This window comes from Elusimicrobiota bacterium (assembly GCA_040757695.1).
Taxonomy (GTDB): Bacteria; Elusimicrobiota; UBA8919; order UBA8919; family UBA8919; genus JBFLWK01.
This window is the reverse complement of record JBFLWK010000020.1, coordinates 14,965-31,353: the sequence shown is the minus strand read 5'-3', so window position 1 is coordinate 31,353 and position 16,389 is coordinate 14,965. Positions and strand designations below refer to the sequence as shown.

Genomic DNA, 16,389 nt, shown 5'->3' with positions numbered 1-16,389 from the left:
AAAATTTTTTGCTCGCTAATTTTGCTAAACAATCAATTTCCACTGATTTGTCAAAGAACTTTAAACTTATTTCAGCTACCGCTTGACATAGTGTGTCCACGAATGCACACGAATAAACACTAATTTAGGGCTTACTGAAAAATTATTTTTCTGTTAATATCTCACAACGGCGACCAACGGCTTCTACCGTTTTTCTGTCGCCTTGTTAATAATTTTGTCTGATTTTTCTATATTCTTGCCAGCGCTGTGGATAAATTCATCGCCAAAAAGCCTAACCGAATATTTAACTCCTCATTTTTGAACAGCAGTCGCTCTAAACCGCGGTGAACTTTCACAACACCAATAAATCCTTCAATTTTGCTTCGGCTTTTCTGCTTCCACTTCACCCACTTCTCTATTTTTCTCGTCACCAAACCTTTTCGTCCTAATGGCACAAATGCCGCTTTTATTTTTTCTACTAACCATACACGAACCTTTTCCAATAGTCCAGTATCCGTCGGATATGTCACATTTGCAGGAAACACCGTCGCATCTACCATCTGCTCGCTGGCTTTGATTATTTTCCGTTCCTTTAATAAACTGAATATCTTATTCTCAAACTTTTTGGCATGCCTGAGGCAGATCCACCCCAGGTGGAAAATACTCAATACCTAATCGCTTTCTCATCCTCGTCAATGTTGATGAATCAATCTCTTTTTCCGTCACCAACTGATCATATCCACAAAAATATTGAATATACGGATTCTCCAGAAAATCTTTTACTACTTCTTCATCACTGATAACCTTCTGATGTTTTACTATCATCAACCCGTTGATTAACTGGCTGTCTTTACCAGGGCGACCTACATCAGAAAAATATTTCTTGTAAATATTTTCTAACTCGTCCCACGGTATGATGTCATGCAACTTCATCCACCGGTTATCGGAATTCAACTTCCCGCCAAACGGTCATGCCAGAGGCAGATCCGCCTCTGGCGGACAATAACTCCGAAAATAAGTTTCCAGTGCGACGGTCTTTTGATTTATAGGACATTTTTTGCCTCCGTTCACTGTCAAAACTGCAAGGGTTTTTGGCTCTTTTCCCGTTTTTCCTTGCAGTTTTTGTGTTATTTTTAATGTCCTATTATACTATTTTGCCGTCTATATTTCAATAAGCTTTTGCATTTTTCAGTAAGCCCTAAATTACGAGCATAAAGATAAGTGAATATACTTGCAATAAGAAATGATATAATGATATTCCAATTAAATGCAGAGAGTGTAGATAATAAAATAAAAAATAGAAGATTTATAGGATAAAAAAAACCACCTTCGCCGTTAGCGTGGATAGGAAACCCACACATAGCATTAGAACACCAGAGCGGTAAACCTTTTTCTTTAATATTTTGTGACAAAAAATACTTGAACGGATATCCGAGGTCCAAAATATCGCAACCAGTTAAATCACCTGTGATAAAGATTTTTTTAAAGAAGATAATTCCATAAAAAAATATTACGACTGTTATAGTAACAAGTATAACCGGTAGAATTGAATATATTGCTATTTTTGGGTTTAATCATTTTTTTTGATTACTAATTTCGTTTTGCTCAAATTATAAAGCGCATCAAAATAATCCGGGGCCAGTTCAATGGCTTTCTGATAGTGTTTGAGTGCATTGCGATAATCACCTTTCGCATAATATACAACACCGAGGTTATTATGTGCTTTTGCGGAACTCGGGTCCATTTCAACAATTTTCTGGTATTCTTGTAAGGCGTTATCATATTCTTTTAATAGGTAATATATCTCAGCAAGAGTAGTGCGGGCTGATATTAAATCCGGATTTAATTCAATCACTTTTTTATATTCTTGAATAGCATTCCCATATTCTTTCTGGGTATAATATATATTGCCAAGATTGTTATGTGCTTCTAACCGATATGGATTTATTTCAATTGCTTTTTTATATTCAATGATAGCATTTGAGTAATCATTACGAGTTTGATAGAGTACAGCCAGATTATAGTGTGCTCCGGAAAGATGTGGTTTTATTTCAATCGCTTTCTTAAATTCCTGATATGCTTTTTCATATTCCTTTCGCATATAATATATGTTACCAAGCGTATTGTGTAGTTCTGCATAGTCAGGTCTGATTGTTACAGCTTTTTGACATAGTTGAAGTGCTTTTTTATAGTCATCAGATGGTCCGTAGTTAATGAGTGCTAAATTATAATATGCTCGTGGATTGTTAGGGTATTTTTTTATAACATCCTGCCATAAAAATGCCGGCTGGTTAAAAAGTTGGTTTCGTTTATATGTAGTGGTTGCTAATGCAATTAGATGTACAACTAATAAACCTGCTAAAATTATAATTCCTTTTTTACCGATTTTTGATATACAGGAAATCATAGATGTTTGAGTCCCTACACGCAGGGGCGAATTTATTCGCCCTATCAGTAGTTGCCAATTTATTGGCATTCTTGAAAATAGAAAATAATAAAACAAACCAAGTAATAGATAAAATCCATAGCCCGAAAAATATAGTCGTCTCTCTTCTACATCACTGGTAGTTGGGAAAAAACTGGATGTCGGTAATAAAGTAATGAAAAACCATAACCCAGCAACTACTGTTATTTTAGATATGATTGTTTTTTTTCTGTAGGTAATATAAATCAGTAAAAACAAACATATTAGTAAAACCCAAGAAATTATGATTCTGAACTCAAAAAAAGTTCTTAAATATGTCTGATGGTCTATACACAATCCTGTTGGTATGAGAAGTAAATTCAGGTATTTCAAGATAGCACGTGGTTGAAGCATAAGATATACAAATCTGTTTGGAAGTGCACACTCTAATGCTTCTATATCGCCGATACCACCGAGATAAAATTGCTTAAATAGTAGATAAAGAACAAGCAAAATCCAAAAAGGCAGATGGTATCCTATTCTTAATGGTCGGCTCAAAAAAATATAGTCAAATACCAATAGTATCACAGGCAGAACCACAGCATCAGACCTGGAAAATACTGATAGAATGAAACAGATAAGAGATAGGAGATATGAGATATGAGATTTTTCATATTTTAAGAATAGCAACACCGCAAGCAGAAAAAACAGTGTGGATAACAGCACAGACCGACTAAAAATATATGTTACAGAATGCGTATTAGCAGGATGAACAGCAAAAAAAAATGCTACAAACAAGGGTAAAAAGGTAGAAGGTAGAAGGGTGGATGGGAAAAAAGAGATTATTTTTTTTGTCAGGATAAATATCAAAATAATATTAAATATATGGACAGTAAGGTTAAACAAATGATAGCCGAATGTGTTCAATTTACCGAAGTAGTAATTCAAAGTAAATGTTAATGATACTACAGGTCTTGATGGGTCGTTTTTATTGATGTATCTGTTTTTATCAGTATATGGTTCAAAAAGTTTAGTTTTAAGATTGCTTAATTGTCTTATGTCAGGATTTTCAACGATTTTGGCGATATCGTCAAAAATAAATGGTACTTTAAGAGATGGGAAATAAATAATCACAGTAACTATTATTATGCCACACAACAAGAACCAATTCTTTTCAATACCCATTATTTTTGCCCTTTGATTTGCGGAATAATAAATTTTGCATTTTTATAATTTGGGTTAAGTTGGAGCACCTTTTCCAACATTCTTAATGCTTCACCGTATCTGTAACTTAAATAGTAAGCATACCCGATATTAAAGTTAACATCTACAGAATTGGGTTTTAGTTTCAGCGCTTTTTTTAAATATTTTAATGCTTCATCTTGCATGCCTTTTTGACTGTAAATTATACCGAGTGAATTAAACGGAATGTAATCATCAGGATTTATCTCAGCAGATTTTTCAAAATATTCTTTTGCCTTATCAATATCGCCCTGTGTTTCATAAATCTCGGCAAGATGTGCATACCCAACCGATGAAAGCGGATTCATTTCAATCGACTTATTAAAATTTTGTATTGATTTATGATACTGTTTTTTTATTTTATAGATAATTCCCAAACTTAAAAACGGCGCTTTATGATAGGTATATTTTTTTTCTTTAACCATTTTTTCATATAGAGCAAGTGCTCTATCATAATCACCGGAGTCCTGATAGATTGTCGCTAATGCACCCTGTCCGTCAACCAATTCAGGGTCAAGTTTGAGTGCATAGTTCACATATTCAAATGCTTTTGGATAATTTTTATATTTTGCCCAAAACCAGACCTATTGTTGAGTTTATGCCGGGGCTATCAGGAACCCGTTCTAGTGTTTTTTGGTAAAAAACAAAATCGCTCTTCCAATCCAAGTTGCGAATAATTGTCATTGTAGCCAATAATATAATAGTACCCCCCCACCAAGCCGTAGCCGGCATTTAAATGCCGGCTACCGATTTTTTCTAATAATAATGCTAAAAGCACACAAATCCCTATAAGCGGTAGATACATATATCTTTCTGCAACAATATTTTGCATCGGGAGTATGTTTGAAGTTAGCAGAAATGCTATCGGTATCCACATTAGCCAGAAAAATGCAGATTTTGATTTTTTGTAGCAGTAGAAAGACACTAAAACAAAAATTATTACAAGAATTAAGCCGAAAATTATCTGTGGTTCAGAAACTGACTTTGGAATGTTTATTCTGTATTCCATACACAGATTAACAGGATAAAAAATCATACCTAAATATATAGGTAGTGCTTTAAGCATCACAAAAATGTTTACAAGAAAACTATCGCCGGGATATTTTATGGCTGCTTCTGTTGGATGTCTGAAAATAAAAAACCTGACAATCAAATAAAAAACCGCAACTGCAAAATACGGAATATATTTTTTTAACCACAAAAACACGAAATTCCGAAAAAAATCCAAATTTCGTGTCTTCGTGCTTTCGTGGTAAAATTAAATCATATAAAATGAGCACAGCAGGTAAAGTTATTGCGGTTTCCTTGCAAAAAACAGCAAGAAAAAAGCAGATAGGAGATAGGAGATAAAAGTTACGAGTATTTTTAATATAGAGAAATAACGAAAGCAGGAAAAACAGTGTTGATAATTGCGTTTCAACGAAAGAAACCATATTCGCAACTTCTGTATTTACAGGATACACAACAAAAAAAAGTGCACTGAAAAAAGTGACCATAAATAGTCGCACTACTCCTCTGCAAGCAGAGGACTCCGGGTTTATTGGAGTCCCCAACTTGTTGGGGTTATCTTGCAGAAGATACAAAACCAGAAAATAAATCAGAACAGCATTAGCGATATGTAATATGACATTTGTAATACGCTGCCCGAGGGGTTTTGTATTCCAGATTTTGTAATTAACTATATGGAGCAAAAAGGGTAAAGGGCGGTATGTAAAATCCTGCGTGTACTTGAAATAATTTTTCGGCGAGAAGAAAAACCAACAATTTTCAAGCCTTTTTATGAAATTTCCATTCTGAATAAAAAGCCCATCATCCCATAGATAGGGATTTTTTAGCGTGTTGGAATAAATCAAAAAACCAGCAGATATTAAAACCAAAATTGAGATTAAGATATGTTTTTTCTTCACCAGAACAAGAATCCCTTCTTTTTTTCAATTGAGAAACGCAGTTTTGTCAAAAGCGATGGCACGAAAGTTACACCACCTGTTTTTTCAGTAGGATAACCCGTGATTTCCAGATTTGCCTGAAAACTTTTACCTCGCAATTTTCTATTTTTCGGTATTTTCAGAAAGACATCTGAAGAAGCCGTTTGACCTGCTGGTAAGGTATAAGTGGAAGGCACAACTTTTAGCCAGTTCGTATGCTCAATTGGCTGGTAGTCGGCGTTTAAACGCCGACTACTGACTTCGGAAAGGATTTGTACAGAAATAACGATATTAAGCGGTTTATCGCTTCTGTTTATTACTTTCAGCGGCTGTTCTAATTTATATTCCTTGTTAATTGATAAGTTCTGTAATGTGACATCCACAAAAGTAGTTGCAATACTTCCACCAAATAAAGGGACGGAGCAAATTAAGAATAAAGTGACGGAGCAAATTATCTTTATCCAACTCGGTTTTTTCACTTACAATTCTCTCTTTTTCGGTTTACCTTTATGAGACCATCTCGGTTTTAGACCAAAATTTTTCATTTGTTCTGCAAACTCTTTATTTCCATATACACCATCGTTAAAAAACCGCTTTTCAGAACGTTTTTCAATAATACGACACAGAACAAACTCACGATATGCTATCTGTCTTTTTTCTGGTGTTTCCCCTAAACGCAAGTATTCAGGATTTAAATCTAATATTGGATTTCGCTCTCCAAACACATAAACTCTGTAACTTGACCACGGATATTGTTCTGGACTTTCAACCAATTCTGCTCTGACTGGATTTGTTTCTACATATCTTCCGCATTCAAGTAGATATAGCCCATTCTGAATAACAAAACTTTTGAATCTATCCTGCCAAAGGTAACCAATTCCTCCGTATTTGCGTCGGTAATACTGTGCATATGATTGATTTAATTTCCGCATTGCTTTGGCTAACATTTTACCTTCTGGTAATGTTAATATTAAGTGAGGATGATTTGGCATCAAAGTATAATGATACAATTTGATAGAATAATTTTGTTTGCAATCAGCAAGAATCATGAGATATCTTTGATAATCCTCATTTTCATGAAAAACAACTTGCCGATTGTGGCCTCTGCTTAAGATATGGTAGATACCATTATTAATAACAAATCTTGATATACGAGGCATTTTATTTGCTCCGTCCCTTTATTCCTTCCCGTCCCTTTATTCCTTCCCGTATTTGCTCCGTCCCCATTTTTTTAGGGGGATTCGGCGCGGATGAATAAGATGATTTCCTGTGGGTCGGCTGTGCCGGAGGTTGTTGGCATATCTAAACGCAGCCACAGGTCTATTGTATCATCTACAGGAACGCTTACACCATCTTCAGTACCATCTATTGTGAATCTACCACCACCTGCTTGTGTCTGGCTGGTTTTATATGTGCCTGATGAGACAATATCTTCAGTACCAAATGCGGTGAATGCAGGTTGAGATGTAGAATGGAATGCTGCTTTCAGGATAAATATATCATCATCTGCGGCTGTGCCGGTGGTTGACCATGGTGTTCCCGCGGTACCTGTTTCACATTTTATCGCAAAGTTTTCAGGGATATTGCCGTTATTTGTGACTGTGATAGACGAGCCGGAGACACCTGCGACGGATTGGGTTGATGCGCCTAAAGCGACTTCACCGAAATTGTAGCCGCCAACAGGTGTAGAGATAGATACGCTTAAAATCTGCGGATAGGCATAAGCGGTTGCTTCGTTAGCGAGGTTTCCAGTCCAGTTCCCTTCTGTTCCATCAGCCCAGTTACCGGCTTCATCCTGATAATTGAGCAGGCAGTAGTATGAGGTATCGCCGACTAAATTCTGGATAGTGGTTGATAGAAATAGTCCGGGTGCAAAAGCATCGCTACCAGTTGGTGAAGAAACTGCAGTCCAGTAGTACCAGACCCGAGTTGCTTCTGTAGTTGATGTGCAGTATTTTATCTGGTATTTAGAGCCATTAGTTAAGCGACCTAGCCAGACATCGTCGCCTGGTGCAGACCAGGTTAAGAGTATTGTGCCTGTTGATGTTGTAACCGTAAGCCCGCTTAAAGATGTTACTGCTGCTGGTGCGATTGTATCTGACGGTGCGGCAGGTTTTTTAAAGTTCATACTGAAATCTTCGTAACTACCTGACGAATTGTTCTCAATTGTAGTTACGGTTCCCCATGCAGCGCCATCCCATTTTTGCGAGCAGACCCAGTTTGCGGTACTATTAGTTACCACGAATATCTCGTTTGAATCATCATCCGGCGCGAGTTGCACATAGTTTATATTTGATGTATCTGGATTATCTGTAGTAGAATGCTCGGCTGTCCACACGCCATTTATATATGTGTATGCTTGTGGCTGTGCTTTTTGTGCATCGCCATCCGCTTCACACCAGACAATCAGACCTTCACCGGCTGTTTTTTCATAAGCGACATCAAACCCGCGTTCTGAATTACTGGTTGGACCGGTAGCATCGTGTTCTACGCCGTTTAGCCATGCGCATAGAGTTGACGAATATACTTCAGCATTTATATCATCATCTAAATCATAAGTCCCAATTATAATCTCGTTATTTGTTGGGTTTGCGGCGGCTTTGAGCCAGTTCCCGCCAGTTGCTGCGTCAGCCGGAGAATGGTTGTGTGCGGTTGTTGTTTCTGCACTCCAGGAATAGCCATCCCAGGTACGGTATTTTGCTCTTGTAGAGTTTGTATCCACCCAGACAACGAACCCAACACCTGCGGATTGTGCATATGCAATATCAAACGGCTGTCCGGAGTTATCTTCTGCATAGCCGGATAATAAAGTTGTTGGTGCAGCTGCGAAATTTGTACCGTTATATGTAGAGACATAGATACTGCCTTTGTTATCTGAATATGCTAATATCATTTCATTTGATGAAGGTTTTGGTTCAAGCCGGACCCTTTGAATATTGGCGAGTGTATCTATATTATCTGGTCCTGTCGTAGGAAATGTTGAGCCACCATCCCAGGTGACATAATTCAGCCCTGCGGTTGCTGTATCTTTTCTATAAACGATAACAGCATCACCAGAGACTTGTTCATATGCGACATCAAACGCTCGTTTTGTAGAAACACCGGCATTTGTTGTGAGTTCACCAGCAAGCCCCCAGCCGCCTGAAGGTGTGTAGGTAGAGACATTCAAGTCAGTTGCAGCATCAACAGTCACCATTATCGCTTCGCTTCTTGTAGGACACTTTCTTATAACCATAGGTCTGTTTGCGGTGTCACCTATATCAACAGTTATTTGTTCAGCCTGCCAGGCGGACGACTCCCATCTTCGGTATGCTGGTGTCTGGTTATCAGGTACCTGGACAGTTGAAGATGCGTAATAAATAAGAAACGCATCGGCGATTGGTGTTATCTTTGCCTGTGCGGTTGCGGCGTTTGATATCCCTGAAAGGTTACCTGCTTCATCCGCAGTCCAGATACGGAAATAGTAGGTATCACCAGCGGTAAGTGCTGCTACGGTTCTGTATTGCATTTCAGGGTAAGAGACCGCAGAGGTTGTAATTGTTATTTGTGCATTTGTTGATGCCCACCAGCCATAATTTTCGGCTAATGTAAGATTGTTTGTGTAGGTGATATAATATGTTGATGGTGCGGTTAAAGCACCTGCCGAAGGAGTGCCAGTTGTAGAATCGTCACCCGGTGTTGACCAAAAAAGTTTTATTTCTCCATCATTATCGCCGGTAAGTGCAGAAAGCGATGTCACCGCATCCGGTGCGACTGTATCAACAATAACAGACCAGGTATCAGGTGTAGAAGATAACGCACCGCATCTATCTCTTGACCATACCCGCCAGTAGAATGTAGTGTTATGTTTTAAATCCGTAGGGACTGTCCAGTTCCAGGTTGAGCGGTTCACTCGCCAGCCGTATTCATCTGCTTGCGATAGATCAGACCCTAAATCAGTATGCGTGGCCAGTTCTATAAGATAACTTGTTACAGTATCACCGGAATCTTCGTCTGCGGCTTGAGACCAACTAAAGTTGGGCCTAATTTGGTTGGTTGTTCCACCGGATAAAGGTACAGGATTTGTAGGGATTGGAGGCGCAGTATTGGAAAGAATACCATTAGCATCAAACCGGAGATCAAACCAGAAATCTATATCGCCGTCTTTTATATCCTCATCCCAGGCGTTCATACTGGTTGAGCCATTACCGACGGGATCGTTGTAATACTGATTTGACTCTGTGCCAGTAGAAATACGGATAATAGATACGGAATCGAGCGCATCACAGACGCCACCAGGATAACTAACATCCCAGGTTGAATCCCCACCACCAGCACCACCATTCCAGATGCATTGATTACAGAACGCAGCGATATGTATTCTTGCGGTTTTATTACCGACGAGCCCTAAATCACTTCTTGCAACCATAAAATCTATTCTTGGTGCGTTTACCCAGTTAGCACCATCCCCGGGAGTGCTCGGTGTACCCCAATCATTCCAGCCGGGTTTAAACAATTCTATCCGAGTGGAACCATCTGTAACATCGTGGCAATCAATATTAGTTTCAGCCCAGTTAGAGTTATCAGGTAGGTTACCGTATTCATTCCCTAATTCTATAGAACCGCTTTCTTTTGAGTTATCACCTATCCAGCTCAGTCCTGAAGAAACAGTTGTGTTTGTATCTATAGAGACAGATATATGCATTGTATTGTCAACAGTTAATGTTTGATATCTTACTCGGAAATATACATATTCATCATCAGCGGTAATCCGGAATTCTTCTATATCGTAATTAGTATCAGGGTCAGGTGCATCCCCGCGTTCTTCGTTATCTTTATCATTCCAGACCCAGATATAACCGCCGCCATTACCCGTGGTGAGTGAATATATCTGTCCTTCGTTATTGTTTGCTGGGAGTGAGGATGTTTGCCAGTCGGCTTCATCAGAATCAACCTCTATTCTATGTGTCAGTTTTGATGATCCGACAATACTACCGATATTGCCGGCTCTATCAACCCCGCAGACAGCATAATAGTAGGTTGAATTATAGAGAAGCTCGCTTCTTGTATCGGAATGCGAGGTTGTTCCCGGTGATTTGTAGGTTAATAGGTAATGGTCACCATCGCCTTTATTGTCATCTGTAATTGCGGAAACGGATGAGCAGTAGATATAATAGGAAGCGAGTCCAGAAAGCGAATCGGTTGTAGCAGACCAGGAGATATCAATCCCGATAAGAGCAGTTTGCTGGTTAGAGAGTGTGATTGATGCAGGTGTGGCTGGGCCAACATTATCAAACCCGAGCCGGGCACTCCCACCCTGACCTAAATCTGTTGAGGTTGAGGAAGTGAGTCCTCCTTCGTCTTCAGACCAGACCTGCCACCAGTAGGTGCCGTTATTGGCTAAAGTAGGCCATTGGTAGCCGGTAGTACCTTCTGCAAGCCAGCCGGAGGTGGATGCATGCCAGAGTTGTGACCAGTCCGCAGCATCAGAAGCAGTGGTGACTGAAGTCACGTGTAAATAAAATCGGACATTATTCGTGCCTGAATTCGGGTCGGATTGCGTGAATGATGAGATAATTGTTGTAGAATTTGTCCATTGCATTGAAGGGAGCGCAGTACCGGTATTACTCAATTGAGTAAGTCCTGCGGGTGGGTCTGGTGGATAAGGTGCTTCCACAGTAGCGAACTCTGCAGGGAATTGACACGATTGTGTAGATGTAAAATTGTAATAGTATAGGAAAGTAACTGCAGAATCATCATTCGGTGCAGGGTTATCGTCAGGAAATGAATTATAGATATTTCGTGCAGCATCCCATTTATGGAATGCGACTACACGCAGAGTTGATGGGTTATCAAGATTTGTCCATGTGATTGCAACCTCTGTTATTTTATTTGCTGAGTAGCCAATATACTCATTAGCAATATTCACTCCATTACCGGGATTATACCATGTTGAACCATTCCATTTCCGTAACTGAATAATATCACCTGCTGCGGAGCCGGATTCTATACAAAGTGCATAATCTGCACCGAAAGGCAGCCGATGCGTGTTTATATTATCCCATACAGGTGGAATATTTGTCCCTTTTGTAATATCATATGAAGAATGAGTATCAAAAAATACAAGGAAATCAGCGGTACTACCATCCGGGTCGGACAGATTACCATCAGTACCACCGTAACAGATATAAACCGCGGTAGAAGACCATGTGAAATAGAATGTGGTATTGTTTTCTATATCCATTTCTTCGGTAGTTGTTGACCAATCAGTCATAGCGCCATCAATTTTGATAGGATGGTAAGTGCCGGGAACACGAGCCCAGGCTTGCTGGGTTGGGCCTGCTTGCGTCATTGTATCTATTTGGGACATAAAACTGTTATCATCAACGGATCTTATTGCCCAGTAGTATGTTGTTCCTTCACTAAGCCCTGTAAGTGTACAATTTTGTGCTGTGCCAGCGGCGGTAGGTGTAGGTATCTCTGGTTGACCTTTTGCATCCATTACTGAAGGATGGTCCCACCAGGTATCCCACAGTGCTTGTGTATCGCCAGCAGCCCAGGTAGCGTATCTAACAACATATGAAGATACAGTACCGGTATAATTATCATCACCGGGTGCAATCCAGGAAAGTTTTATTTTCTGGAAGTCGCCATCTGCGGTTGATTTTGTATCACCGGTTGCAGATAAATCAGTCACAGGGCCTGGTGGAATATAACCACCCCAATGTTTTTCTCCTGCGGAGATAGTGCCTGAAGAATACACGCTTTCTAAACCACCATCATCAATACATTTCACTCGCCAGTAGTATGAGGTATCTACTGTTAATGTTAAAGAAGCATCATACCAAGTTGTGCCTTCGTTAAGATAACCTGAAGCGGGTTGTGTAGTATCAACAACCAAATATGGAGAAGCCCAGTAGGTTTCTTTTGTAGAAATCTGGATATGGTAGCTTACCTGCTCGTTTGCATTAGGGTCTCTAAGGTCAAATTTCAATCGCGGGGTAGTATCATCAGTCCAGGTATTCCATGCTAAGCCAATATCGTTATTTGTGCCAACAAGTTGGGTTAAGTTAGACGGTTGATCCGGTGCTTGGTTCACTATAGGTGGAGTAACAGTTGCAGATGCTGTGAGACAGAAATACTCTGCTGGAACAACCTCAGTAAAAGTCCATGGACCTTCTATAACAGTTGAAGAACCCCAAACATGGTTTATAGAATCCCAAATACGAACATAAAGTATATTATTATCTTCTTCATATGCACAAAGCCAGATTTCGTTATCAGGTGCGCGTTCTAATTGAAGAAAATTTGACTCGTCACCTTGAATACCTGTTATATCGGTCCAGGTAGCACCATCAAAGTATGTTGAATCAATATCTGCAGCATCTGAATACGCAACTACAACATGGTTTTCATGAGCGGCTGCTGATTCCCAGCAAGCATCTGCATATTGACACAGAACACCGCGTGCGCCCGAATCAGGTGTATCCAATCCTTCCCAGGTAGAACCTTGATATCTTATAGTATTAACATCATCACCCGCATCTAAAACTACCGCTATCATCATATTGGTTGTGTTAGGTTTCAGCGAAACAAACTCTATCGCATCTGTAACATCAGCAGCATCTACAGGTGTTCCCCAGGCAGTGCCATTCCATATTACTGCTTGCAAGATACCATTAGAGGTTGGCGAATGTGTTGCATAAACAACCATACAGTTATTTGATGTTTCTCGCATATACGCAGCATCAAACGGTGCTTCATCAATATACGGTGCACTGCCACCGGGTGAAGCAGAATTGGTTGATAAAATAACCTCATTCCCCCATGAAGAAACGCCATCCCATACTTTGGCGCCTACAAAACCTGCGGTAGAAATCCATACAACTACAAGTTCGTTAGCATCACTTGCGGGATTATTCACAAGACGAATAAAGTTGGGAGTACCTTGTGCACCTGTAAGCCCAACAGATAATTCAGCACCTAAAGTTGACCCATCCCAGGTTCTGTATATCATATCATTAGTACCTTCGTGATAAACAATCATACCTTCACCGGATGAGGATTCATATGCGATATCAATAGCACGGAAATCGTCATAACTGGCAGCCATACCGGTTCCTACTGGATTATTAGCGTTAGCGCCCCAGTTGCCTTGTAGTGTCCAAGTAGCAATATAGATTTCACCGGCATCGTTCAATGCAGCAAGTAGAAATTCATCCCGTTTTGGGCATTCTTTAGCGATTAGGTGTTGTATAGTACTTGCGAATGCAGGTCCGGGTGTCATAGTTGACCAGAAAGTAGTCTCTTGTGAGAGTATTCTATACCATGGGTAGGTAAGCGTGCCTGAAGAATAAACAACCATCATTTGAACATAATCAAAAATAATGTTAGCATTGTTTCTATCTGAATTCTCGGAATTCCTGCAGAGAAGGTTCATAGTAAGCACATCGCAATCCTGAACATCTACATAATCAACCGCCTGATAACTGCTTAATTTAATATACCATTTACTACCTGATGCTGAAGAACGCAGTTTGATTTCATTCCCTGATGTACCTGTCAGTATCAAAGTATTATCTATAACCTGTTGAGAGCCCGCGGTGAAGTTTATTTGTTTCCCTGCTTCTGTGCAACTTAACACAAAGAATGTAGTGCCACCGGCTAAAGTGCTTGTGCCAGTGCCATAAAATGTAACTGTAGATGTATTCTGAACAAATATACCGTTATTTGTCCAGTTGCCTGAAAGACGGACTTCACCGGTACCGGCTTGGAACTCACCACGAACAGCGCCTGAGATATTTGTTGTTATATCACCATCACAATCAAAAGTTGCGTAATTGGTCAGTGTAAAGGTAGAGCCAGCCTCTACTGTAAAACTTGCCGCTGCATAAATGTAAATGGGGACGGAGGAAAATAAAAGCAGCGACAGAGCGACCCCGTAAAAAATGGGGTAAACTCCGCGACAGAGCGACAGAGTGAACTGACGCAGAAATTGTAGTCGCAGGTTTTTAACCTGCGTAAGTAACGAGTAGCGGGTAATAAGTAGTTGCGAGCTCTTGGCTCGCCTACAAATAGCACGCCCCGTTAGAAAATCTTTTCTAAACGGAGCACGCCAAGGGCGTGCCACTACATCCTGTCTGTCCGTCAGGCAGGCTCGTAATAACAACCCCTTGTAGCCGACGCTTAAGCGTCGGCTACCAAATATTGTATCAATTATGGTTTTGAGTGGTTTCATCTTATATCCACATTTTTTACGAGCCTTTTTAAGGCAGGATATTTTTTAATTAACCGCTTTATATCCAGGGCATCCTTTTCCCTTTTCAGTTTATTGCGTTCAGGGTCTGTGTATGCCCAGATTTTGCCTTTAAGCACATCTTCTTTTTTTGCTACTTTTATTTTGTAGCCAAGTACATTCCGAATTCTTGCGCGCTTAATAAAATCACCGTATCTTTTATCTCGCTGTAGTTGGATTTTGATATCAGAATTTCTATGTTTCACTTCCCAAGTATGTGGATGCGTTTTTATTTTGAAGCCAGCAGTTTTTAATTCTTTTTTTAGCTGGTTTATATCTTTGATTGCGATAACACAATCAAAATCCAGCGTTATTAGTGGCTCACAATAAGCATTAACTGCAATCCCACCGATAGCACAGTAGTCAATTTTTTTTGAATTCAATATTTTAAGGAATTCAGCAAGAATATCTCTGCTTGAGTTTGTTATTCTGTTATAGAACTCTTTTTTTGTCATTTTGGACTTTCTTTCAGGATTTTATTTAAATCGTTCCAGATTCTCATATTTTCTGTTTCATCCGATATTTTTTGTGCCCACTGTGTCAGATATTTTTTATCAATTTTTTCAGCATTTCGCAAAATAATATTTTTAACATCAATTAAATCCAACTCACGACCTGCTATAATTTTAATAAGAATTAAGTCCTCAGGTGTTGGAAAAGCAACTAATCTGTTAAAAAATTTTATCGCAATTTTTCGTTTTAATACTGACTTCCCGAAATTCAGAGCATTTATGATAAAATCAGCGTGATAGTTACCTAAAAACAATCTGAAAACACCTCTTTCTAAAATGGTTCTTTCAACTTTTTTCTTGTCAAATTTAAGACCTTCTTTTTTTGCGATTTCAAGAAACCCACTCAGTTTATTTCTATCCAGAAATATCAGAAAATCAGCATCTTGTGTAAATCTCGGCTGACCAAGCACTCCTGCTGCTAACCCACCTATAAGAATATAAGGTGTTTTGGTTTTTTTCAGTAGATTATGAACTTTAACAAATAATTGGTCTATAGTTGATTTTTTGCCCATTTTTTGTTTGCCTGTAGAATCTGGCGTGCTAATTTAGAACAGACCAGTTCTTCTACTATTTTTGCACTTTTAGCAAAGCTCAAAGTAGCGAGATAGGTTTTGTTAAAATTTAGTTCCTCTAAGTTAAACGCTTGAGAAACATTTTTATTTTTTAATATATTTCCAGATTTACGAACGTTCTTAGCAGTTTTCATTTTCTGAAATAAAATCCAAAATTCCTGTCTGATAAGCAACATTTTGTTCTTTAACCATCATTTTTTTAGGCATTTCACACCTCCAATAAACGCAAAAATGGGGACGCAAAAATGGGGACGGAGGAAAATAAAAGCAGCGATAGAGCGACAGAGCGACAGAGTGAACTGACGCAGAAATTGTAGTCGTAGGTTTTTAACCTGCGTTATAAACGCAAATTGAAAATTTGCGGCTACCAATGACAGTCCTCTGTAGTCGGCGTTTAAACGCCGTCTACCTGAAATGGAGATTGCTTCGGCGGAGTTTACCCCGCACTGCGATGCGGGGCCTCGCAATGACATTATTCTGG

General features: G+C 39.3%; 12 protein-coding genes and 1 pseudogene. All 13 read right to left on the bottom strand.

Features of this window, described 5'->3' with window-relative positions; translation table 11 throughout:
- Positions 1-227 precede the first annotated feature (227 nt).
- The 13 genes and pseudogenes from AB1349_05520 to AB1349_05460 all read right to left on the bottom strand — a co-directional run bounded on the left by AB1349_05520 (position 228) and on the right by AB1349_05460 (position 16,042).
- A complete protein-coding gene (locus tag AB1349_05520; GenBank protein MEW6556798.1) occupies positions 228-539 on the bottom strand; it encodes a hypothetical protein in 312 nt (103 codons plus the stop codon).
- Between the two features lie 55 nt (positions 540-594).
- Positions 595-906, bottom strand: a complete 312-nt coding sequence (locus AB1349_05515; protein MEW6556797.1) for a transposase — start codon at positions 904-906, stop codon at positions 595-597.
- Positions 907-1,112: 206 nt separating this feature from the next.
- On the bottom strand, positions 1,113-1,421 hold the full coding sequence (locus tag AB1349_05510) for a hypothetical protein (GenBank protein MEW6556796.1): 309 nt from the start codon (positions 1,419-1,421) through the stop codon (positions 1,113-1,115).
- A 128-nt stretch (positions 1,422-1,549) separates the two neighbouring features.
- Positions 1,550-3,568 carry a tetratricopeptide repeat protein gene (locus AB1349_05505; protein MEW6556795.1) on the bottom strand — a complete coding sequence of 673 codons (2,019 nt, stop codon included), beginning with the start codon at positions 3,566-3,568 and terminating at the stop codon, positions 1,550-1,552.
- Positions 3,568-4,050: a tetratricopeptide repeat protein gene (locus AB1349_05500; GenBank protein ID MEW6556794.1), complete on the bottom strand. Its 483-nt coding sequence runs from the start codon at positions 4,048-4,050 to the stop codon at positions 3,568-3,570. The genes AB1349_05505 and AB1349_05500 overlap by 1 nt, the downstream gene beginning before the upstream one ends.
- A pseudogene (locus tag AB1349_05495) lies at positions 4,051-4,173 on the bottom strand (tetratricopeptide repeat protein). It lies immediately after the preceding gene.
- 62 nt (positions 4,174-4,235) lie between these two features.
- A complete protein-coding gene (locus AB1349_05490) occupies positions 4,236-4,826 on the bottom strand; it encodes a hypothetical protein (GenBank protein MEW6556793.1) in 591 nt (196 codons plus the stop codon).
- Positions 4,827-5,528: 702 nt separating this feature from the next.
- On the bottom strand, positions 5,529-6,029 hold the full coding sequence (locus AB1349_05485) for a hypothetical protein (protein ID MEW6556792.1): 501 nt from the start codon (positions 6,027-6,029) through the stop codon (positions 5,529-5,531).
- A complete protein-coding gene (locus AB1349_05480; GenBank protein ID MEW6556791.1) occupies positions 6,030-6,710 on the bottom strand; it encodes a transposase in 681 nt (226 codons plus the stop codon).
- Between the two features lie 71 nt (positions 6,711-6,781).
- Entirely contained in the window at positions 6,782-14,767 is a 7,986-nt protein-coding gene (locus AB1349_05475; protein MEW6556790.1) for a fibronectin type III domain-containing protein, read from the bottom strand.
- Complete coding sequence (locus tag AB1349_05470) at positions 14,764-15,279, bottom strand: hypothetical protein (protein MEW6556789.1); 516 nt, start codon at positions 15,277-15,279, stop codon at positions 14,764-14,766. The genes AB1349_05475 and AB1349_05470 overlap by 4 nt, the downstream gene beginning before the upstream one ends.
- Complete coding sequence (locus tag AB1349_05465) at positions 15,276-15,848, bottom strand: DUF6036 family nucleotidyltransferase (GenBank protein MEW6556788.1); 573 nt, start codon at positions 15,846-15,848, stop codon at positions 15,276-15,278. The genes AB1349_05470 and AB1349_05465 overlap by 4 nt, the downstream gene beginning before the upstream one ends.
- The gene (locus AB1349_05460; GenBank protein MEW6556787.1) at positions 15,827-16,042 is read right to left on the bottom strand and encodes a hypothetical protein; all 216 of its coding nucleotides are present in this window, start codon (positions 16,040-16,042) and stop codon (positions 15,827-15,829) included. The genes AB1349_05465 and AB1349_05460 overlap by 22 nt, the downstream gene beginning before the upstream one ends.
- Between the last annotated feature and the right edge of the window lie 347 nt (positions 16,043-16,389).

What these genes read in the sequence shown, in the direction of transcription:
- AB1349_05470 (MEW6556789.1), bottom strand. Translation starts at nt 15,279, where the DNA reads ATGACAAAAAAAGAGTTCTATAACAGAATAACAAACTCAAGCAGAGAT.
- AB1349_05505 (MEW6556795.1), bottom strand. Translation starts at nt 3,568, where the DNA reads ATGGGTATTGAAAAGAATTGGTTCTTGTTGTGTGGCATAATAATAGTT.
- AB1349_05460 (MEW6556787.1), bottom strand. Translation starts at nt 16,042, where the DNA reads ATGAAAACTGCTAAGAACGTTCGTAAATCTGGAAATATATTAAAAAAT.
- AB1349_05475 (MEW6556790.1), bottom strand. Translation starts at nt 14,767, where the DNA reads ATGAAACCACTCAAAACCATAATTGATACAATATTTGGTAGCCGACGC.
- AB1349_05480 (MEW6556791.1), bottom strand. Translation starts at nt 6,710, where the DNA reads ATGCCTCGTATATCAAGATTTGTTATTAATAATGGTATCTACCATATC.
- AB1349_05500 (MEW6556794.1), bottom strand. Translation starts at nt 4,050, where the DNA reads ATGGTTAAAGAAAAAAAATATACCTATCATAAAGCGCCGTTTTTAAGT.
- AB1349_05465 (MEW6556788.1), bottom strand. Translation starts at nt 15,848, where the DNA reads ATGGGCAAAAAATCAACTATAGACCAATTATTTGTTAAAGTTCATAAT.
- AB1349_05520 (MEW6556798.1), bottom strand. Translation starts at nt 539, where the DNA reads ATGGTAGATGCGACGGTGTTTCCTGCAAATGTGACATATCCGACGGAT.